Source organism: Pseudomonas sp. PA-1-6B (genome assembly GCF_021609545.1).
GTDB classification, from domain to species: domain Bacteria; phylum Pseudomonadota; class Gammaproteobacteria; order Pseudomonadales; family Pseudomonadaceae; genus Aquipseudomonas; species Aquipseudomonas fluorescens_BV.
Genome location: NZ_WJZM01000006.1, coordinates 19,394 through 40,932 on the forward strand (window position 1 = coordinate 19,394; position 21,539 = coordinate 40,932).

17 protein-coding genes are annotated in these 21,539 nt (G+C 61.0%); 9 read left to right on the forward strand and 8 right to left on the reverse strand.

Annotation, left to right across the window (positions count from 1 at the left end):
• Positions 1–3 precede the first annotated feature (3 nt).
• The 3 genes from lon (at position 4) to GIV35_RS05325 (ending at position 4,925) form a co-directional block, all read left to right on the forward strand.
• Positions 4–2,400, forward strand: a complete 2,397-nt coding sequence (lon, locus tag GIV35_RS05315; protein ID WP_034127948.1) for an endopeptidase La — start codon at positions 4–6, stop codon at positions 2,398–2,400.
• Between the two features lie 149 nt (positions 2,401–2,549).
• Positions 2,550–2,822 (forward strand): HU family DNA-binding protein, encoded by a 273-nt coding sequence (locus GIV35_RS05320; protein WP_003174819.1) that lies wholly within the window; start codon positions 2,550–2,552, stop codon positions 2,820–2,822.
• 228 nt (positions 2,823–3,050) lie between these two features.
• Positions 3,051–4,925 carry a SurA N-terminal domain-containing protein gene (locus GIV35_RS05325; protein ID WP_236264866.1) on the forward strand — a complete coding sequence of 625 codons (1,875 nt, stop codon included), beginning with the start codon at positions 3,051–3,053 and terminating at the stop codon, positions 4,923–4,925.
• Between the two features lie 81 nt (positions 4,926–5,006).
• Here GIV35_RS05325 and nhaA read toward each other — a convergent pair whose 3' ends face one another.
• Complete coding sequence (gene nhaA / locus GIV35_RS05330) at positions 5,007–6,350, reverse strand: Na+/H+ antiporter NhaA (RefSeq protein WP_236264865.1); 1,344 nt, start codon at positions 6,348–6,350, stop codon at positions 5,007–5,009.
• Between the two features lie 118 nt (positions 6,351–6,468).
• Entirely contained in the window at positions 6,469–7,650 is a 1,182-nt protein-coding gene (locus GIV35_RS05335; RefSeq protein WP_236264864.1) for an MFS transporter, read from the reverse strand.
• Positions 7,651–7,767: 117 nt separating this feature from the next.
• On the opposite strand from GIV35_RS05335, the gene GIV35_RS05340 reads away from it, so the two are divergent.
• The gene (locus GIV35_RS05340) at positions 7,768–8,667 is read left to right on the forward strand and encodes a LysR family transcriptional regulator (RefSeq protein WP_177430953.1); all 900 of its coding nucleotides are present in this window, start codon (positions 7,768–7,770) and stop codon (positions 8,665–8,667) included.
• A gap of 88 nt (positions 8,668–8,755) precedes the next feature.
• A complete protein-coding gene (locus GIV35_RS05345) occupies positions 8,756–9,547 on the forward strand; it encodes a DUF2242 domain-containing protein (protein ID WP_213153793.1) in 792 nt (263 codons plus the stop codon).
• 366 nt (positions 9,548–9,913) lie between these two features.
• Here GIV35_RS05345 and GIV35_RS05350 read toward each other — a convergent pair whose 3' ends face one another.
• Positions 9,914–10,948: an AraC family transcriptional regulator gene (locus GIV35_RS05350; RefSeq protein WP_019819480.1), complete on the reverse strand. Its 1,035-nt coding sequence runs from the start codon at positions 10,946–10,948 to the stop codon at positions 9,914–9,916.
• 4 nt (positions 10,949–10,952) lie between these two features.
• Entirely contained in the window at positions 10,953–12,083 is a 1,131-nt protein-coding gene (locus GIV35_RS05355) for a carbon-nitrogen hydrolase family protein (RefSeq protein WP_057974945.1), read from the reverse strand.
• Positions 12,084–12,294: 211 nt separating this feature from the next.
• Between GIV35_RS05355 and GIV35_RS05360 the strand changes: the two genes are divergently transcribed.
• Both GIV35_RS05360 and GIV35_RS05365 read left to right on the forward strand, forming a co-directional pair.
• Complete coding sequence (locus GIV35_RS05360) at positions 12,295–14,334, forward strand: NADPH-dependent 2,4-dienoyl-CoA reductase (protein WP_236265469.1); 2,040 nt, start codon at positions 12,295–12,297, stop codon at positions 14,332–14,334.
• 56 nt (positions 14,335–14,390) lie between these two features.
• Positions 14,391–15,332 (forward strand): 1-aminocyclopropane-1-carboxylate deaminase/D-cysteine desulfhydrase, encoded by a 942-nt coding sequence (locus tag GIV35_RS05365; protein ID WP_236304480.1) that lies wholly within the window; start codon positions 14,391–14,393, stop codon positions 15,330–15,332.
• A 68-nt stretch (positions 15,333–15,400) separates the two neighbouring features.
• Here GIV35_RS05365 and GIV35_RS05370 read toward each other — a convergent pair whose 3' ends face one another.
• The 3 genes from GIV35_RS05370 to GIV35_RS05380 all read right to left on the reverse strand — a co-directional run bounded on the left by GIV35_RS05370 (position 15,401) and on the right by GIV35_RS05380 (position 18,036).
• Entirely contained in the window at positions 15,401–15,955 is a 555-nt protein-coding gene (locus GIV35_RS05370) for a cytochrome b (RefSeq protein WP_105227211.1), read from the reverse strand.
• 114 nt (positions 15,956–16,069) lie between these two features.
• Complete coding sequence (gene phnX / locus GIV35_RS05375) at positions 16,070–16,897, reverse strand: phosphonoacetaldehyde hydrolase (RefSeq protein WP_057974942.1); 828 nt, start codon at positions 16,895–16,897, stop codon at positions 16,070–16,072.
• Positions 16,898–16,926: 29 nt separating this feature from the next.
• Positions 16,927–18,036, reverse strand: coding sequence for a 2-aminoethylphosphonate--pyruvate transaminase (locus tag GIV35_RS05380; protein ID WP_236265472.1), 1,110 nt, complete (start codon positions 18,034–18,036; stop codon positions 16,927–16,929).
• Between the two features lie 112 nt (positions 18,037–18,148).
• Between GIV35_RS05380 and GIV35_RS05385 the strand changes: the two genes are divergently transcribed.
• Positions 18,149–19,003: a LysR substrate-binding domain-containing protein gene (locus GIV35_RS05385; RefSeq protein WP_105227209.1), complete on the forward strand. Its 855-nt coding sequence runs from the start codon at positions 18,149–18,151 to the stop codon at positions 19,001–19,003.
• Here GIV35_RS05385 and GIV35_RS05390 read toward each other — a convergent pair.
• A complete protein-coding gene (locus GIV35_RS05390; protein ID WP_034127935.1) occupies positions 18,979–19,869 on the reverse strand; it encodes a LysR substrate-binding domain-containing protein in 891 nt (296 codons plus the stop codon). The two genes, GIV35_RS05385 and GIV35_RS05390, sit on opposite strands and share 25 nt — an antisense overlap.
• Before the next feature lie 258 nt (positions 19,870–20,127).
• Between GIV35_RS05390 and GIV35_RS05395 the strand changes: the two genes are divergently transcribed.
• Entirely contained in the window at positions 20,128–21,453 is a 1,326-nt protein-coding gene (locus tag GIV35_RS05395; protein ID WP_054897266.1) for an MFS transporter, read from the forward strand.
• The last annotated feature ends 86 nt before the right edge of the window (positions 21,454–21,539 follow it).

Below are 21,539 nucleotides of genomic sequence, written 5' to 3' on the forward strand. Positions count from 1 at the left end.
ATCATGAAGACAACCATCGAATTGCCTCTCCTGCCGTTGCGTGATGTCGTCGTCTATCCGCACATGGTTATCCCGCTGTTCGTGGGGCGCGAGAAGTCTATCGAAGCCCTCGAGGCCGCGATGACGGGCGACAAGCAAATCCTGCTGTTGGCCCAGAAGAATCCTGCTGATGACGATCCGGGTGAAGATGCCCTGTATCGCGTCGGCACCATTGCCACTGTCCTGCAATTGCTCAAACTGCCCGATGGCACCGTCAAGGTGTTGGTCGAAGGTGAGCAGCGCGGCGCCGTAGAGCGTTTCATGGAGGTGGATGGCCACCTGCGTGCAGAAGTGGCGCTGATCGACGAAGTCGAAGCCCCGGAGCGTGAGTCCGAGGTGTTCGTGCGCAGCCTGCTCTCGCAGTTCGAGCAGTATGTGCAGTTGGGCAAGAAAGTTCCGGCTGAAGTCCTGTCGTCCCTCAACAGTATTGATGAGCCAAGCCGCCTGGTCGACACCATGGCTGCCCACATGGCGCTGAAGATCGAGCAGAAGCAAGACATCCTCGAAATCATCGACCTGTCGGCCCGTGTCGAACACGTGCTGGCGTTGCTGGATGGCGAAATCGACCTGCTACAGGTTGAGAAACGCATCCGTGGCCGTGTGAAGAAGCAGATGGAGCGTAGCCAGCGCGAGTACTATCTGAATGAGCAGATGAAGGCCATTCAGAAAGAACTCGGTGACGGCGAGGAAGGCCACAACGAAATCGAAGAGCTGAAGAAGCGTATCGATGCCGCTGGCCTGCCCAAAGACGCCCTGACCAAGGCCACCGCGGAGCTGAACAAACTCAAGCAGATGTCGCCGATGTCGGCCGAAGCCACCGTGGTGCGCTCGTATATCGACTGGTTGGTGCAAGTGCCGTGGAAAGCCCAGACCAAGGTGCGCCTGGACCTGGCCCGTGCTGAAGAGATCCTCGACGCTGACCATTACGGCCTGGAAGAGGTCAAGGAGCGCATCCTTGAGTACCTCGCCGTGCAAAAGCGTGTGAAAAAAATCCGCGGTCCTGTGCTGTGCCTGGTCGGGCCTCCAGGTGTGGGTAAAACATCCCTGGCGGAATCGATTGCCAGCGCGACTAACCGCAAGTTCGTGCGCATGGCCTTGGGTGGCGTGCGTGACGAAGCGGAAATCCGTGGTCATCGCCGTACCTACATCGGTTCGATGCCAGGAAGATTGATTCAAAAGATGACAAAAGTGGGTGTACGCAACCCGCTGTTCCTGCTCGATGAAATCGACAAAATGGGCAGCGACATGCGTGGCGACCCGGCGTCGGCCTTGCTCGAAGTGCTTGATCCCGAGCAGAACCATAATTTCAACGACCATTACCTGGAAGTCGACTACGACTTGTCTGACGTAATGTTCTTGTGCACCTCCAACTCCATGAACATTCCGCCAGCCTTGCTGGATCGGATGGAGGTAATTCGTCTGCCGGGCTACACCGAAGACGAGAAGATCAACATCGCCGTCAAGTACCTGGCGCCCAAGCAGATTTCGGCCAACGGCCTGAAGAAGGGCGAGATCGAATTCGAGGTCGAGGCGATCCGTGACATCGTGCGCTACTACACCCGCGAGGCCGGTGTACGGGGCCTTGAGCGCCAGATCGCGAAGATCTGCCGCAAGGCGGTGAAGGAGCACGCGCTGGAAAAACGCTTCTCTGTGAAGGTAGTTGCCGATTCCCTGGAACACTTCCTGGGCGTGAAGAAATTCCGCTACGGCCTGGCCGAGCAACAGGATCAGGTCGGCCAGGTGACTGGTTTGGCGTGGACCCAGGTAGGTGGCGAATTGCTCACCATCGAAGCTGCGGTGATTCCGGGCAAAGGCCAATTGATCAAGACCGGCTCCCTGGGGGACGTGATGGTCGAATCCATTACCGCCGCGCAGACCGTGGTGCGCAGCCGCGCCCGCAGCCTGGGCATCCCGCTGGACTTCCACGAGAAGCACGACACCCATATCCACATGCCGGAAGGGGCGACCCCCAAAGACGGCCCTAGCGCTGGCGTAGGCATGTGCACGGCGCTGGTATCAGCGTTGACCGGCATTCCTGTGCGTGCCGATGTGGCGATGACCGGGGAAATTACCCTGCGTGGTCAGGTATTGGCGATCGGTGGTCTGAAAGAGAAATTACTCGCTGCGCACCGGGGTGGAATCAAGACCGTGATCATTCCTGAAGAGAATGTTCGCGACTTGAAGGAAATTCCTGACAATATCAAGCAGGATCTTCAGATTAAACCGGTTAAATGGATTGACGAGGTCCTGCAAATTGCGCTGCAATACGCGCCGGAGCCCTTGCCGGATGTGGTCCCGGAGATAGTCGCGAAGGACGAAAAACGCGAGTCCGATTCCAAGGAAAGAATTAGCACGCATTAATGTGTTGGAGCCTGGGGGGCTTCCTTGACAGCTTTTTAGAGCCCTTGTTATAAAGCGGCTCTTAAGTGTCTGTAGGCCATTCAGCACTGGTTTTGCTTTTTACCAAAAAACTTAGAATCATACTCAATAGATATATAAGGGGACTTAGAGTGAACAAGTCGGAACTGATTGATGCTATCGCTGCATCCGCTGATATCCCGAAAGCTGCTGCTGGCCGTGCGCTGGACGCAGTAATCGAATCCGTCACTGGCGCTCTGAAGGCCGGCGACTCCGTGGTACTGGTAGGCTTCGGTACTTTCTCTGTGACTGACCGCCCAGCTCGCACTGGCCGTAACCCACAGACCGGCAAAGCACTGCAAATCGCTGCTGCCAAAAAACCAGGTTTCAAAGCCGGTAAAGCCCTGAAAGAAGCCGTTAACTAAGCTTCGTTCAAGCCTTTGCTTACCCGGGTCGGACGCAGGTCTGACCTGGCAGCGGAGCGGTAGCTGACCCACGTATCGGGTCGCCACGCCGGGGGTGCAGATTCGAACCCCCGTCCGCTCCGCCAGTTACGAGAAGGCGCATCCTCGGATGCGCCTTTCTTCTATCCGGACTCTACCCACGCTCCACGGTTGCCTAATTTTTGAAGTTCAACCGTTTCTGGGGGACGCATGCTGCAAAATATCAGGGACAATTCACAAGGCTGGATTGCCAAGACCATTATCGGGATCATCGTCGCTTTGATGGCGTTCACCGGTATCGAAGCCATTTTCCAGGCTTCGGGTAATAACAAGCAGGACGTGGCCAAGGTCAATGGTGAAGAAATCACCCAGACCGAACTGAGCCAGGCCGTCGATATGCAACGGCGCCAGCTGATGCAACAGTTGGGCAAGGATTTCGATGCTTCCCTGCTGGACGAAAAACTGCTGCGCGATGCTGCCCTCAAGGGCCTGATCGACCGCAAGCTGCTGCTGCAAGGTGCTGCCGATTCCAAGTTCGGCTTCTCGGAAGCGGCGCTGGACCAGGTGATCCTGCAGACGCCGGAATTCCAGGTGGACGGCAAGTTCAACGCCGAGCGCTTTGACCAGGTGATCCGTCAGCTGGGCTATAGCCGCATGCAATTCCGTCAGATGCTGACCCAGGAAATGCTGATCGGCCAGGTTCGCGCAGGCATCGCCGGCAGCGGTTTTGTGACCGACGCCGAGGTGCTGGCATTTGCCCGTCTGGAAAAACAGACCCGCGACTTCGCTACCGTCAACATCAAGGCTGACCCTGCGGCGGTGAAACTCACCGACGACGAGGTCAAGGCCTACTACGACCAGCACGCCAAAGAGTTCATGACCCCGGACCAGGTGGTCATCGACTATCTGGAGTTGAAGAAGTCTTCCTTCTTCGACCAGGTCAGCGTCAAGGACGATGAGCTGCAGGCTGCCTACGAGAAGGAAACCGCCAACCTCGCTGAACAGCGTCGTGCCGCGCATATCCTGATTGAAGTCAACGACAAGGTCACCGAGGCGCAAGCCAAGGCCAAGATCGAAGACATCCAGGCGCGCCTGACCAAGGGTGAGAAGTTCGAAGCCCTGGCCAAGGAGTTCTCCCAGGACCCGGGTTCGGCCAACAATGGCGGTGACCTCGGCTTTGCCGGCCCTGGCGTTTATGACCCGGACTTCGAAACCGCGCTGTACGGCTTGAAGCAAGACCAGGTGTCGGCGCCAGTGCGCACTACCTTCGGTTGGCATCTGATCAAGTTGCTGGGCGTTGAAGCGCCTGAGGTACCATCGTTCGCCAGCCTGAAAGACAAGCTGACCCGCGAGCTCAAGGCACAGCAGGTTGAACAGCGTTTTGTCGAAGCGACCAAGCAATTGGAAGATGCGGCATTCGAAGCCTCTGACCTGGCCCAGCCGGCGTCTGACCTGAAGCTGACCGTCCACACTTCCGCGCCGTTTGGCCGTGAAGGTGGCGAAGGTGTTGCGGCCAACCGTGCCGTGGTCACTGCAGCCTTCAGCCCGGAAGTGCTGGATGAAGGTGCCAACAGCAGCGCTATCGAGCTGGACCCGGAAACCATCATCGTGCTGCGTGCCAAAGAGCATCTCAAGCCGGCCCAGTTGCCGCTGGAGAACGTCGCTGCGGCCATTCGCACCCAGATGACCAAGGAGCGCGCGAGCGCTGCCGCCAAAGCCCATGCCGACGAGTTGATCGCCAGCCTGCGTGATGGCAAGACCGCGCTGGACCAGCCGGTTGACGGCCAGGCCTGGAAGGTGACTGAGGCAGCTACCCGTGGTCAGGACTCCATCGACCCGGCCGTGCTGCAAGCCTTGTTCCGCATGCCCAAGCCTGCGGCCAAGGACAAGCCGACCTTCACCACCGTGACCCTGCGCGATGGCAGCCTGGTGATCGTGCGCTTGAACGGCGTGAACGAAGCGGCGGCTCCTACGGACGAAGAAAAGGCGCAATACCGCCGCTTCCTCGCTTCCCGTATTGGCCAGCAGGACTTTGCGGCCTACCGCAAGCAGCTGGAAACCCAGGCAGACATCAAGAAGTACTGATGCCGGCCTGAATAAAAAGACCCCGACCTGAAAAGGCCGGGGTCTTTTTTTGCCCTTGATAAAGTGAGAGCTGAATGCGCTTCAGGCGTTCTTAGCTGCAAACTTGAGCTTGCCCCACGTCAACCCGATCACCGCCGCCAGGGTTGAAGCCGCCAATACGCTCAGCTTCGCAGCCGACAGCAGGGCCGGGTCGGAAAATGCCAGGGACGAGATAAAGATCGACATGGTGAAACCGATCCCCGCCAGCAGGCCGACCAGGCCAACGCCTGTCCAGGTCACACCGTCCGGCAGCTTGCAGATGTTGAGCTTGACCAGCGCCAGGCTTGCCAGCATCACGCCCAGAGGCTTGCCGAGCACCAGGGCGAAGATGACACCCATGAACACACCGTGGGCCAGCGGGTCATCCAGATTGAAACCGTCCAGGCTCACACCGGCGTTGGCCAATGCAAACAGCGGCATCACGCCGAATGCGACCCAGGGGTGCAGCGCCGATTGAACACGCTGCACCGGCGGCAGTATTTCCCTTTGAGCTTCGCGCAATTGCTTGAGGGGCGTGGCGACTGGCTGGGCCCCTTCGGCTGGCTGCGAGAACCGGTCCATCAGCTCGTTGAAGGTGCGTTCGATGGTTTCCAGCGGGCGTTCCCGGGTGGGCTTGGAATTGACGGGGGTCATCAAGCCAAGGATCACCCCGGCGAGCGTTGGGTGCACGCCGGTCTTGAGCAGGCCAAACCACACGATAGCGCCTGGCAGCAGATAGATCACCGCCTTGCTGATGCCCATGCGCTGGAACACCAACACCAGGGCCAGCCCGCCGGCAGCAATCACCAAGCCCATGTAGTCGAGGCTGGCGGTGAAAAAGATCGCGATGATCAGGATCGCCACGATGTCATCGATGATCGCCAAGGCCAGCAGCAGGACGCGTACGCCACTGGGAATCGATTTGCCCAGCAGCGCGAGCACGCCCACGGCAAAGGCGATGTCGGTCGCGGTGGGGACCGCCCAGCCACTCGCGGCGGCGGTGCCGTGGTTGAGCAGGGTGTAGATGAGTGCGGGCATCAGCACACCGCCCAACGCCGCGCCCAACGGCAGTGTGGCCAGCTTCAGGTTGGCGAGGGCGCCGTCTTTGATTTCCTGGCGGATCTCGGCACCGACCACCAGAAAGAAAATGGTCATCAGCCCGTCATTCACCAGAAAATGCAGTGAGCGCGACACGCTGTAATCGCCCAGCCCGAGGGTGACGGGCGTGTTCCAGAAATGCTCGTAGGTCGCGGCGGCGGGGCTGTTGGCCCACACCAGCGCGACGATGGCGGCCAGCAGCAGCACGATCCCGCTGACGGCTTCGATGTGTGAAAAGCGCTCAAGGGCAGACAGCGCGCCCTCAGTCAAACGCTGGGGGCGGGGGATGGCGGGGTGTTTATCAGGCACGACAAATCTCCATTGGCGGCCCGACCAATGCTTGGCTTTTAACCTGCGCCGTGCTTTATGCAGCAACGCACCCAGAGGCGATGATAGGAAGGTGAGGAATAAGTTGTAAACAAACTTGTCATCGCGCGGGCAGCGCTTTACCCCGGATTGCGCCCAGCGCCAACACAATCAATCCTAGAACGGCCCATGGAAATGCCACGACGCCCCAACGTTCGAGCAAGAGCCCGCCCACTAATCCACCTCCGGCGATGCCCAGGTTCCATACCGTGACCAACATCGATTGGGCGGCATCGGCCGAGTTGCCAGCCGACTTGGCCAGCGCGGTTTGCAAGAGTGCGGGGAGGCCACCGAAGGCGAGCCCCCACAACGCCACGCTGGCGTAAATGGCGACTACGCAGTTGAACCATAATCCGAGCAGCAGGGCCGCAACGGCGAACATCGCGCAACTGATGAGGGTCAGCAGCCTCAGGTGGTGATCAATCCAGATGCCTACCAGCCAAATGCTCAGCACGGCCATCAGGCCGAACACCAGCAGCACGCGATCAATCTCGCGGCCGATACCGGCGGGCACCAGCAAAGGGGCGATATAGGTATAGAGAATGTTGTGCGCGAGCACGTAGGTAAAGGTCACCCAGAGCACCGGCCGGATGCCTGGCAACGCCAGTACCTGACGTAAGCCGAGGCGTTTGCTTGGCGGTTCACCGGCAAAATCCGGCAGTTGCCAACGCGCCCATACCAGCAGTAACAGGGTCAGGCCAGTCATGATGGCAAAACTGGCGCGCCATCCGACCAGCGTACCCAGCAGGGTGCCGGCGGGCACGCCGAGGGACAAGGCCAGCGGCGCACCCAGCATGGCCACGGCAATCGCCCGGCCCTGCAGATGAGGTGCGACCATACGACTGGCGTAACCCGCCAGCAAGGCCCACAGCAAGCCCGCGAACACACCGGCGAAAAATCGTGCAGCCAAGGTCAAGCCATAGTGGCTGGAGAAGGCGGTGACACTGTTAACCAATGCAAAGCCGCCGATGGCGATCAACAGCAACGGCCGCCGGCGCCAACCCCGGGTCAGCAATGTCAGCGGAATAGCGGCGAGCAATGAGCCGAGCGCATAGAGCGTCACCAGTTGCCCGACCAGGGCCTGGGAGACCCCAAGCCCAGCACCGATTTGCGGTAACAAGCCGGCGGGCATTGCCTCGGTGAGGATGGTGATAAAGCCGGCGCAGGCCAACGCCAGCAGACCGGCCAGTGGCAGGGGTTCAGCGTGGGGGGCTGTATCAATCAATTGGGGGCTGTCGTTCATCGGGGCTCTCCTTGAAAGGGTCAAGGAGCCAGGGTAGGGGGCTGCGAGGCGCGGAAAAACAGGCTAAGGTTCCGAACTTATCGGACGTTTATGTCCGCAATCGGCAAAGGCATCACCATGGACAATCTGGGCAGCCTCTCGGTTTTTGTGCAGGTCGCGCAAACGCTTAGCTTCACCGCTGCGGGCCGTGCACTGGGCGTGTCATCGTCGGCGGTGGGTAAAAGCATTGCGCGAATGGAAGAGCGCCTGGGCGTCAGGTTGTTTCATCGCAGCACCCGCAGCATCACTCTGACCAGCGAGGGCGCGCTGTTCCTGGAACGTTCGCGGCGCATCCTGGCGGAGCTGGAAGCGGCCGAACAGGAATTGACTGAGGTCACTGCCAAGCCTCGCGGCAAGCTGCGGATCAGTGTGCCCCAAGTGCGTGGTTTGTTGATGCCGGTGATCAGCGATTTTATGCGTGCCTACCCGGACATCGAGTTGGATGTGGATTTTTCCGATCGCATGGTGGACGTGATAGAGGAGGGCTTCGACGCCGTGATTCGCACCGGCAAGCCAGAAGATTCGCGCTTGATGGTGCGCCATCTAGGGCATTACCAGTTGGTCCTCGTCGGTACGCCCGGCTACTTCGACCAGCACGGCACCCCCCATCGGCCACAGGACCTGAATCATCACGCCTGCCTGCGGCACAAATTCTGCGCCACCGGCAAGCTGGAGCCCTGGCCGCTGCGTCATGTCCCGGGGGCGGCAGAACTGAACCTGCGTGCACCGCTGGTCAGCACCACCATCGAGTCCCTCAATCATGTGGTGCAAGAAGGACTGGGCATTGCGTGCCTGCCGGACTACATGGTCAGCCAGGCCGTACAGCATGGGCGTTTGCGACGGGTGCTGGATGAGCACCTCGAACATCGCGGCAGTTTCTGGTTGCTGTGGCCGGCCAGTCGCCATGCTTCGGCCAAGCTGCGGGCTTTTATCGATCATATGTGCGCCGGGCTTTTTCCTACTGACGCCGCTGTCTGAGCTTGAGATGTTTTACCGACAGGAATCGCGCTTCAATGTCGCGTTCTGTTGCACAATACCGTCCGGACCGTTTTCTTCAGGATTTTCAATGTCGACATCATTTCACTTGCGCAATCTCGGGTTGGCGCTGGTGCTGGCGGGCGCCGCGGGCTGCTCGTCACCCAAGACCGCTATCTATGAACATGAGAATTTCGACGATTCCGGTACGTTTTCCCGCGATTACCCGGTCAGCGATGTGGCGGCCTGTGAAGCTGCGCGCCGTGCCCTGCTGAGCCAGGGCTACATCATCACCAGCAGCGATCCGAAGTTGGTGGCCGGCAACAAGAGCTTCCAGCAGACCGGCGAGACCCACCTGCAGATCAGTTTCAATGTGGTGTGCGCTGCTGATGGCAAGGGCAGCAATCACTCGACGATGTTTGCCAACGCCTTGCAGGACCGTTATGCGCTGAAGAAGGTCAACAACTCCGCGAGCCTCGGTGTGGGCGTGCTGGGCTCGGTGTCGATGCCGATTGGCTCCACCGACGACTCGATGGTGAAGGTGGCGAGCGAGACCGTCTCTGCACCGAAGTTCTACGAGCGTTACTTCGCGTTGGTGGACGTGTTCCTGCCGCAGGAAGTAAAGCAGGCCGAGCATATCCCCGAGCAGCCCAAGGCCGACCTCGGCGTGCCCGAGCCCAAGGCCACTCCGGCAGCCGAGAAGGTCGAGGCGCCGAAGGATGTGCCTGTAGCGCCTGCCGCTGCAGAGCCGCTAGCGCCGCCACCTGAGGCTGCACCGATTGCACCGGTGACAGAGCCTGCTCCGGTTGCACCGGCGCCGACTGATCCGTCCTTGCCTGCGCCGACGGAAGCGATTCCACCGCTTCCGATGCCTGCGCAATAACGCAATGCTCTTCTAATGTGGGAGCGGGCTTGCTCGCGAATACGGTGTAACAGTCGCCAAGTGTGTTGAATGACACACCGCTTTCGCGAGCAAGCCCGCTCCCACATTTTGACCGAGGTTGCGCTTGAGTTAAATCCAGTGATCGCCGCTACGTTTAATCCTGGAGAGCAGGAATGTCACGACGTCGACATTTTTTCGTCATGACGGCACTTTAGGCTGGGTTCGCAGGTCATTAATCTGCAACCGCTTTCAACATGAAAAGGAGTCCACCATGGACGATTACCAGGAAGAGCTGCTGGAGTACCAGGCATTCGAGCTAGACCCACTGGATCCTGCCGACGATGCCACCGAGCTGTAACACCGACTTTAGGCGGAGTGGCGCTGACTGCGGCGAAATTCCCCTGGGGTCTGGTTGTTCCAGCGTCTGAAGGCCCTTTGGAAGGCTTGGGCCGAAGCAAAACCGAGCAAGTAGGCGATCTCGCCGAACGCCAGTTCCGTATCGCGAATGTAGGTCATGGCCAGGTCGCGACGGGTGTCATTGAGAATCGCGCGAAACTGCGTGCCTTCCTCGGCCAGTTTGCGCCGCAATGTCCAGGTTGGCAGCTTCAAGCGTGCCGCCACTTCCTCCAGGTCGGGTTCCCGGCCGCCATTGAGCATCGGCCCGAGCAACCGGGTAATGCGCTCGCGCAGGCTGCGGGTGCGGGTCAACTGCTCTAGTTCCCTTTCACACAGCTGTAGCAACAGGTGCCAGGTGCTTGGGCAATGCTGCGGGTTGCGCAGCGCCAGGGTGGGTTGGCTGAGGCGCAGTTGATTGACCTCGGCGCCGAAGTGGACCACGCCCTCTCCCAGCACCCTGTAGTGGTCGTGGTAGTCCGGCGCGTCGAATTCGATTTCAATCCGCTGGGCCTGCACCGGCTGTTGGGCCAGGCCAGATAATTGCTGCAGCCAGCCGGCGATGATCGAATCCACCACAAAGCGGTTATAGGCGTTGTAGGGGCTGATGGAATAAAACCTCAGCCACGCGCCTTCGGCGTCTTCATGAAAGCTTGATTGCCCGCGATAGTTGGAGCCGTACAGTGCTTCAAAGCGTGTGAGCGTGCGTGCTGCTTCGCGCACGGTGGGCGCTTGGGCGGCAGTAACGCCGGCAAGACCAGCCTGGCTCAAGCGGCTGAGCTGGCCCATACGCAGGCCCAGGCCGGGGTTGCCGGTCAGTTGAATGGCCGCGTGGCCCAGGCGCATGTAGCGCGGGATCGACAAGCGTGCGCCGGCCTCAGCCAGGCGAGCTGGATCGAGGCCGTATTGCAGCAGCAGGGGCTGTGGGTCCAGGCCGTGGCTGTGGATGGCGTCGGCCAGGGTGTGCACAAAGCCCACCGACAGATCCCCCAGGCGCACCGGCTTCAAGGCGCTATAGCCAGATATTCAGCAGGCGCGCACCACGGGCGTCGCCATCGGCGAAGACTTGCCCATTGTGGCTGAGAAAACTCTGGCCGGCGCTGCCCAGGTCCCAGAATTGCCCCCGCAGAAAGACGCTCATGCCCGCGGTGGCTTCGCTGACAGGCGGCTGGCTGATCAAGGTAAGACGACGCCAGGCCGCGCCCTCACTGGTTTCTTCAGGCTTGAGGCTCACTTCTGAGGGCGTAGATACGCTCTTGAAACCGCGCCACGGACGGTCCCAGGTATCGCGGCCGGTGACAAAAGCGGGTACCGCGATCAATTGCGCGCCTTGCTCGTTGAGCTTGCGGTAGTTGTCCGGGTACCAGCTGTCGCTGCCGACCAGAATGCCCAGGCGCCCGGCGGGGGTATCGACAACGTTGACGACATGCTCATCGCCAGGTTCGATGAAGCCACGTTCATCGTAGATCGGGTAAAGCTGGCGCTGCGGCTGGCCCAGCGGCAAGCCGTCGGCGGCGAACACCACGCTGGCGTTGTACAGCGCGCCGTGGCCGATCTCCAGTTGCCCCTGGATCACGCTCGGGTTGGGCAGGGCGATGGAACCGGCCACCAGGGTCACGCCAAATTCTTTGGCGAGGCCGCCAAACAACACTTGATAGTCGCGGGCCATTGCCGGGGCTTTCATGCGCAGGTACGCATCGTCCATGCGGTTGTCGCCAGTGGCGCTGATCCAGGCTTTGGCAAATTGCAGCGGGTTGCTGATCGACAGCCAGTTCATGGCGTCCTTGAGGTGAGCGGCCTGGTACAGCTCATTCTTTTCTCCGCCGAGCATCAGCCAAGTGCCGATATGTTCCGGCAGCACCACAACGGTCTTGGCATTGATCAGCCCAAGGTCCCGGGCATTTTGCAGGTAGGCCGACAGCTTCAGGTGCAGGCGTTCCAGGCTCTGGTAATCGGCAGGGAACAGTTCCGGCTGGATACCCAGCAGGTTACCCCGGTCGGCGGGTTCGCCCTCGTTGACGGCGAGGGTGATGCGCAGGTCGGACAGGTAATGCGCCACAGGGCGCTCCTGGGTCCAGACCAGATACGCGGCGAGGGAGGCAACCAGGGCCATGATGACGGTGAACGCTAGAAGTTTACGCATGGGGCAACAGACAACAGACCAGGTGCAGGGTTCGCGACTAGGGTAGGGCCCATGGCGTGGCTTGCCAAGGGGCGCTGTGCATTTGGATCAATAACTTGTCAGTTTCAGTCATTGAGCCGTGGTCCACCGCCTCTTAGTCTGTGGGACATAAACCGATGGCACGCCGTTCGAGTGCGCCACGTCCCGTGATGATCCGTTGTGGAGCTGTACCATGACCGCTGCTGCCTACCCGCACCTGCTGGCCCCGTTGGACCTGGGTTTTACCACCTTGCGCAACCGTACCCTGATGGGTTCGATGCACACCGGCCTGGAAGAAAAGCCCGGCGGTTTCGAGCGTATGGCGGCCTATTTTGCCGAGCGCGCCCGTGGCGGCGTAGGCTTGATGGTCACTGGCGGCATTGGCCCTAATGATGAAGGCGGCGTGTACGCCGGTGCAGCCAAGCTGACCACCGAAGAAGAGGCGAGCAAGCACAAGATCGTTACCCAAGCCGTGCACGACGCGGGTGGCAAGATCTGCATGCAGATCCTCCACGCCGGGCGTTACGCCTACAGCCCCAAGCAGGTGGCACCGAGCGCTATCCAGGCGCCGATCAATCCGTTCAAGCCCAGGGAACTGGATGAAGAGGGCATCGAAAAGCAGATCCAGGATTTTGTCACCTGCTCGCTGCTGGCCCAGGTCGCCGAGTATGACGGCGTCGAAATCATGGGCTCCGAAGGCTACTTCATTAACCAGTTCCTCGCTGCCCATACCAACCATCGCACCGACCGTTGGGGCGGCAGCTTTGAAAATCGCATGCGTCTGGCGGTGGAAATCGTGCGCCGCGTACGCGAAGCCGTAGGCCCGAACTTCATTATCATCTTCCGCCTGTCGATGCTCGACCTGGTGGAAGGCGGCAGCGTCTGGGAAGAAATCGTGCAGTTGGCCAAGGCCATCGAACAGGCCGGTGCGACGATCATCAACACCGGTATCGGCTGGCACGAAGCGCGTATCCCGACCATCGCCACCAAGGTACCCCGTGGTGCGTTCAGTAAAGTCACGGCCAAATTGCGTGGTTCGGTACAGATTCCGCTGATCACCACCAACCGCATCAACACCCCGGAAATTGCCGAGCAGATCCTGGCCGAGGGCGACGCCGATATGGTCTCGATGGCGCGGCCGTTTCTCGCCGACCCCGAGTTCGTCAACAAGGCCGCCGCCGGGCGCGCCGATGAGATCAATACCTGCATCGGCTGCAACCAGGCATGCCTGGACCATACCTTTGGCGGCAAGCTCACCACCTGCCTGGTCAACCCGCGGGCGTGCTACGAAACCGAGCTCAATTACTTGCCGGTCAAGCAGATCAAAAAGGTCGCGGTCGTCGGCGCAGGCCCTGCGGGTTTGGCCGCTGCTACCGTGGCCGCCGAGCGCGGGCATCAGGTGACCTTGTTCGACTCCGCCAGCGAGATCGGCGGCCAGTTCAATATCGCCAAGCGCGTGCCAGGCAAGGAAGAGTTCTTCGAGACCCTGCGTTATTTCAAGCGCAAATTGCAGACCACCCACGTCGAGCTGTGCCTCAACACCCGTGTCGACGTTGCGCAACTGGTAGCGGGCGGTTATGACGAAGTGATCCTGGCCACCGGCATCGCACCGCGTACCCCGGCGATTCCCGGTGTCGACAACGCCAAGGTCCTGAGTTACCTGGACGTGATCCTCGAGCGCAAGTCGGTGGGCAAGCGCGTTGCGGTGATCGGCGCCGGTGGCATCGGTTTTGACGTGTCTGAATTTCTCGTCCACCAAGGCGTATCTACTAGCCTGGATCGCGAGGCGTTCTGGAAAGAATGGGGCATCGACACCCAACTGCAAGCCCGTGGCGGCGTGGCAGGGATCAAACCCGAGCGCCATGCGCCGGCCCGTGAAGTGTTCCTGCTGCAACGCAAGGCTTCCAAGGTGGGCGATGGCCTGGGCAAGACCACGGGCTGGATCCACCGCACCGGTTTGAAGAACAAGCAGGTGCAGATGCTCAACAGCGTCGAGTACTTGAAGATCGACGATGAAGGCTTGCATATCCGCATCGGCGCCGAGGGCGAGCCGCAAGTCCTGGCGGTAGACACTATCGTCATCTGCGCCGGCCAGGACCCGCTGCGCGAATTGCACGACGGCCTGGTCGCCGCCGGCCAGAACGTGCACCTGATCGGTGGCGCCGATGTGGCGGCCGAACTGGACGCCAAGCGCGCCATCAACCAGGGCTCGCGCCTGGCTGCAGAGCTGTAATACGCCAAGAGGGGCGGTGGTAGACTACCGCCCCCTTTTCATTCAGATACCTGCCGATGGGCCCTTTCGACTGGCTTCCTCATGCGCCCCTTGAACCTTTGCAACTGGACTGGCTGAGCGGAGTCGAGTTGGCCGTGCTGCGCCTGGACTGTATCGACCCGCTGATCAGTGGCAACAAGTGGTTCAAGCTCACCGAGCACCTGGCCCAGGCCCGACACGCTGGGGCCACCGGGGTGATGAGTCTCGGCGGTGCGTACTCCAACCATTTGCATGCGCTGGCGGCGGCGGGCAAGCGCTTTGGTTTTTCCACGGTCGGCCTGCTGCGGGGCCATCCTCAAGACACCCCCACGGTTCTCGACCTCAAAGCGTTTGGCATGCAACTGCATTGGCTCGGTTATGGCGGTTATCGGGCGAGGCATGAAGCGGGTTTCTGGTTGCCTTGGCGCGAGCAGTATCCTGGCTTTCATCCGATACCCGAAGGCGGCGGTGGGCTGGCCGGTGCGCAGGGCTGTGGCGTGTTGATCGAGCAGGCGCGGGCGCAACTGGACAGCCTCGGTTGGAGCGATTACGACGCCTGGTGGTTGGCGGCGGGTACCGGCACGACACTGGCCGGGCTGGCACTGGCGGAGGCGGGCGCGCATCCGGTATATGGCGCCATGGCGGTGCCGGATGACCACGGTGTGGCGCAGAACGTGAGTGCCATCGTGCAGGACGGTTATGCATTGCTGGACGCCAGTCGCGGCGGCTTTGCCAAAGCCGATCCACTGTTGCTCGACTTCATCCAGCGCACCGAACAAACGTACGGTCTACCGCTGGAACCGCTTTACACCGGCAAGGCGCTGCTGGCATTGAAACAGCAGATCGAGGCCGGACGCTTTGCCCCCGGCACGCGCCTGATCTTCATCCATACCGGCGGCCTGCAAGGCCGCCGAGGCTTCAGCGACTGGCGCAAACCCCTTGTGGGAGCTGGCTTGCCTGCGAAAGCGGTAGTGCAGTAAGAGGTACTGTGACTGACACACCGCCTTCGCGGGCAAGCCCGCTCCCACAGGGGAGCTAATTGGCTGGGTTAAAGCCTCCTCCCACCCGGCATCATGCGCAGCGTCGTGTTATCGCGCATCACGTAATGATGAAAGATCCCCGCCAGTGCATGAAGCCCGATCAACCAATAACCGACCTGGGCGAACAGCACATGCCAGCCTTCAATCTCCTCGGCCAGCGCCTTGTTTTGCGCGATCAGCGGCGGCAATTCCATTCCATAGAACATCACCGAATGCCCTTTGGCACTGACGATCAACCAACCGGCAATCGGCAACCCGATCATCAACGCATACAGCGCCCAGTGCATCAGCTTCGCCAGCAGATTCTGCCATTGCGGCGGTGCCGGCACGATCTTCGGCGCCACCCCCAGGCTGCGTGCGAACAGGCGCAGCCACACCAGCACAAACACGGTAAGGCCGAGCATAAAGTGCATTTCCACAATCAGCGTGCGTGCGCCGCTGCCTTTGGGGAATTGGCCGCGCAGTTCAATGCAGGCGTAAACCACCGCCAGCAGCACCACCATCAACCAGTGCAACGCAATCGACATGGTGCTGTAGCGCGTATCGGAATTTTTCCACGGCATCGCTGTGTTCCTCACTCATCAGGGCATACCTCCATTCTTTAGCGATGGAGTGCATTAACTCTATGCCTGTTCTGAGCGCTGCGCTTGTTGCCAATGCCGTTGTCTTGACCTCGGTCAGTAGGCCTGCGGCATTTCCCCGCGGGCCAGGCGCTGGTTGATGTCACTGATGACCCGTGGCAGATCGGTGATGGTGTCAATCAGGTAGTGTGGGCGTGAAGCTTCGAACATCGCTTCGATGCGCTGGCGTTCGCTGGCCAGTGTGTCGGTGTCCAGGGCGCGGAACTGCTCGTAGGTGAGGCCCAGCGCGTTGCCCGAGCAGGTCAGGGCCACGGTCCACATGCCGGCACGGCGACCTTCGAGAATGCCCGGCACGGTGTCGTCGACCTTCACGCAGGCCGCCACATCATCAATGCCCAGGGCGATCACGTTGGCCAGCGCCTGGGCCGGCCATGGTCGGCCGTTGGGCACTTCGTCAGTGGCCACGACGTGGTCGGCGACGTAGCCGTTGGTGGCGGCCAGGGCCACGACCTTGTCCATCACCTGTTTGGGGTAGCCGGAGCAGGAGCCGATCTTGATGCCTTGGCCGCGCAGGGCGGCGATGGTGTCGAGGGCGCCGGGGATCAGGGCCGAGTGCTCGGCAATTTTCTCGATCTGCAGCGGCATGAAGCGCTGGTAGATGGCGGTCACGTCGTCGTCGGTAGGCGTGCGGCCGAACGCCTTGCGGTAGCGTTCGGCAACTTGTGGCTGGTCGCAGAGGGTGCGGATGTGGTCCCACTTGCCCATGCCCATCGGGCCACGGGCTTCCTCGATAGATACCTGCACGTCGAACTCGGCGAAGGCCTCGACAAAAATCTGCGTGGGCGCAAAGGAGCCGAAGTCGACCACGGTGCCGGCCCAGTCGAGGATAACGGCCTGGAGGGTGTTGGGGTTTTGATAGTTCATGGTTCAGATCCTGTGGGTATTGGGGGCAATCAAATATCCAGCACTTCCAGTTCTTGCAGCACGTCGGCGATAGCCTTGACCGCCGCGCGCATACCAGCGGTATCGACATGGCCTATGCAGCCCACGCGGAAGGTTTCCACCTGGGTCAGTTTGCCCGGGTACAGAATGAAACCCTTGGCTTTGACCCCCTCATAGAACGCTTTGAACTGGTAGCGCGGGTCTTGCGGTGCGTGGAAGGTGACGATGATCGGCGCTTGGATCGCCGCTGGCAGAAAGCTGCGCAGGCCCAGCGCGGCCATGCCGTCCAGTAATGTCTGGCAGTTGTCGGCATAGCGTTGATGACGAGCAGGCAAGCCGCCTTCTTCTGCGTATTGCCCCAAGGCCTCATGCAGGGCGGCAACAACGTGCGTCGGCGGGGTGAAACGCCATTGTCCGGTCTTGGCCATGTAGGTGTGCTGGTCGAACAGGTCCATCGCCAGGGAATGGCAGTTGCCCTGGGATGTAGCCAGCGCCGCTTTTTCGGCAAAGACAAAGCCCATGCCCGGTACGCCTTCCAGGCATTTGCCCGAGGCGGCGATCAGCGCGTCGAAGGGGATTTCACGGGCATCAATCGGTAGCGCGCCGAAGGAACTCATGGCGTCGATGATCAGGCGCTTGCCGTGGCGTTTGACCACCTCGGCGATCTGCGGCAACGGGTTGAGAATGCCGGTACTGGTTTCGCAATGGATCAGCGCGACATGGGTGATGGCGCTGTCGGCGTGCAACAGACGATCCACTTCGGCGGCAGTGGTGGGCTCGTCTTCGGCGGTTTCAAAGGTGCTGAATTCGCGGCCAAGCACCTCGCAGATTTTCGCCAGGCGTTTGCCGTAGGCGCCGTTGATGAGCACCAGCACCTTGCCATTGCGGGGGACCAAGGTGCCGATCGCGGCTTCGACGGCGAAGGTGCCGCTGCCTTGCAACGGCACGCAGTGGTGGTTGTCGGCGCCGTTGAGGATCGCCAGCAACTGGCTGCACACACTGGCTGTGAGCTGGTTGAAGCGGTCGTCCCACGAGCCCCAGTCCGTCATCATCGCCTGGCGGGTGCGGTTCGAGGTGGTCAGGGGGCCGGGGGTCAACAGGATCGGCGCGGCAGTGGGCATGTCAAATCCTCGCAAGGTGTTGGGGTTCAAGCTACGGCGCCTAAATTGCAGTTTGGCTTGTCATCAATCAAATTGTTTGTTGTTATGCGAGCTATCAGTGAGGCCGATAGCTATGAATCTGTTCCAACTGCGTGCATTCGATGCTGTGGCCCGTGAGGGCAGTTTTACCCGCGCGGCGGCTCGGCTGTTTATCAGCCAGCCGGCGGTGACCGGGCATATCAAGGCGCTTGAGGAGCACTACCAGATCCCGCTGTTGCGCCGTACCGCACGCCGGGTGGAATTGACCGAGGAGGGTGCACGCCTGGCGGCCATCACGCGGGCTATCTTCGGGTTGGTCGACGAGGCGCAAACCTTGCTGGAGGCCAACCGCCAGTTGCTCACCGGGCGCCTGGAAGTGGCGGCGGACGGCCCCCATCTGGTGATGCCGATGATCGCCAGCCTGCGCGCACGCTACCCCGGCATTACCGTGAACCTGCGTTTGGGCAATGCCCAGGAAACCCTGGCGGCGTTGCTGTCCGAACATGCGGATGTGGCGGTGCTCACCGAGGTGGAACCGCGCAATGGCCTGCACTTGCAACCCCTGGACCAGTCACGGATTTGCGCCTTGGTGCCGGCCGCACACCCGTGGGCCAAGCAGCCCGACGGTATTGAACTGGCGCAGTTGCATGAGGTGATCATGGTGCTGCGCGAGCCCAGTTCCACCACCCGCCGCACCTTTGACGACGCCTGCCTGGCGGCGAATGTGCAGCCCAAAGTGCTGCTGGAACTGGACAGTCGGGAAGCTGTGACCGAGGCGGTGGCGGCAGAGTTGGGCGTGGGCGTGGTGTCGTCGATGGAGGTCAGCCCGGACCCGCGTGTGCAGGCGGTACCGATTCTGGGCGATGGCCTGCTGAACCGGCATATGCTCGGCTGCATGGAGCGCCGTCGCTCGCTGCGCTTGATTCAGGCGTTTTTCGAGTTGGCGTGAAGGCTTTCACGCACGATCTCCAGAAAGGTCGCGACCACACGGCGTGAACTCTGCTCTTTCAGGCACACCAGGGTTTCTTTCATGCGTTGGGTGCAATCGCGGATCGGCATGGCGTACACCCGTGCATCGGCACCGAACTCTGCCGCCGACACCACGCCCACGCCAATCCCTACCACCACGGCTTCACGGGCGGCCTCGCGGCCTTCCACCTGGATCGCCGGACGAATGCGCAGGCCGGCCTGGCGCATTTCCTGCTCCAGGGTCTGACGGGTGACCGAGCCGGTTTCCCGCAGTACCAGCGGGGTGTCATCGAGGTCGGCCAGGCAGATCGACTCGCGCCCGGCCCAGGCATGGTCCCGTGCGACAAAAGCCAGCAGTTGGTCGTCGGGCAGCGGCACTGACAACAGGCGCACATCATCGACGTCGCGCCCCAACAGCGCCAGGTCGGCCTGGTAGTTGTAGAGGCGCGACAGCGACTCATCGGTATTGCCCGTTTCGATCTTCACGCTGATCCCAGGGTAGCGCTGGCAGAAGCGTGCAATCTGCGGCAGGACGTGCACGGGCGCATCCACCGCCAGGGTGAGAGTTCCGGTGAGCAGGGCACGCGAATCCTGCAGCAATTCTTCGGCTTCGGCCTCGATCACAAACAGGCGCTGGGTGATACCCAGCAGGCGTTCACCCAGATCGGTCAGGCGCACCGAACGCTTGTTGCGGTGAAACAGCAATACGCCGAAGCGCTCTTCAAGTTTGCGCACTTGGTCGGAAATCGCAGGCTGGGTCAGGAACAGCCGTTCTGCAGCCCCGGTAAAACTGCCGTGAATGGCTACCGCATGGAAGGCTTTGAGCTGGGCATGGGAAACCGACATGGTGCGTCCTCTTAAAACCTGAGCTTATATTTGAAATACGATAAATCGATTTTACCTATGAGTCAGCCATTGTTTTGATGCACCTCAGCCGCCGTAGGTTGAGTCCTACAACCACGGCGGCCATGGGCGCAGGCACATCGCACCCATCTGACCAATACCGCGCTATCCAAGGCCCGGCATTGCAGTGCTCAACCATAAGAACAACAGGCGTTTTCTTTCGATTCTGCCGGCACACTCACACCTGAGGTCAGAACCACCATGAATATCCCTATGGGTAGTATCAAGCGTTGGCGCGTGCAGATTTTCGCCATTACCTGGCTGGCGTACGCCGCGTTCTATTTCACCCGCAAAGCCTTTTCGGTGGCAAAGCTGGGGATTGGCGACGACCCGAGTTTCCCCCTCGACAAAATGACGATGGCTAACCTGGATGGCCTCTATCTCGCAGCGTATGCGGTGGGCCAGTTCACCTGGGGCATGCTTGCAGACCGCTTCGGGCCACGGGTAGTGGTGCTCGGTGGCTTGTTGATTTCCGCAGGCGCGGCGCTGGTGATGGGCACCTTTGCCACCTTGCCGATTTTTGTCACCTGCATGTTGGTACAGGGCTTGGCCCAGTCCACTGGCTGGTCGGGGTTGTGCAAGAACCTCGGTAGTTTCTTCCCGGCCCAGCAGCGGGGGCGGGTGCTGGGGCTGTGGAGTTCGTGTTATGCATTTGGCGGGTTGGTCGCGTCACCGTTTGCCGGTTGGTGGGCTTATACGCTGATCGGCAGCTGGCATGCGGCGTTTATTTCCAGCGCCGCAGTGGTCGCGGTGGTGGCCGTGCTGTTCTTTATGTTCCAGCGCAATACTCCACAGGATGTGGGCTTGCCGGCAGTCGAGCCCGAGCCGGTGCTGAGCGCCGAGCAGTTGGCCGCCGAACAGCGCGTGAGCGTACTCGAACCCCTGCGCGCGATCCTGCGCAACCGTACGGTGTTGACCCTGGGGCTGGCGTACTTCCTGCTCAAACCGGCGCGCTACGCGATTCTGTTGTGGGGGCCGGTGATCGTCTACGAGCAGATGCCGTCGGTGGGCAAGGTCGGCGCCGCCATCGTGCCCACCGCGTTTGAGCTGGCCGGTTTACTGGGGCCGGTGTTGATCGGCCTGGCCTCCGACAAACTGTTCGGTGCTCGGCGCATGCCCGCCTGTGTGCTCAGCCTGTTGGCGCTGACGGTTGCCCTGGCGTTGTTTATGGGCGCGCTGCACACCGGCAGTGTGGTGCTGGTGATGACGTTGCTGTTTGTCATGGGGCTGACGCTGTATGGGCCGGACTCGATGATCAGCAGCACGGCGGCCATCGACTTCGGCACCGCCAAGGCCGGCGCTACCGCTGCGGGCTTTGTCAACGGCTGCGGTTCGGTGGGGGCGATCCTGGGTGGTTTGCTGCCAGGCTATTTCGATACCGTTACGGTATTTATTGTGTTTGCCGGTGCGGCGCTGTTTTCGTCGCTGGTGCTGATGCCCTACTGGAATGCCAGGCCCGCCGTACTGGCCCAGGCCGGGGATTTTGTGCCGGACCGCAATGCGGTGATCAAACCCTTGCGCACCTGAGTACCCTGGCCGGTTTTTTGGTGGAACGAAGCGTTCTCGCGCTATAAACTCTGCCCCCAAAGCGCCGGCCAGTAGACGTTTCGGCG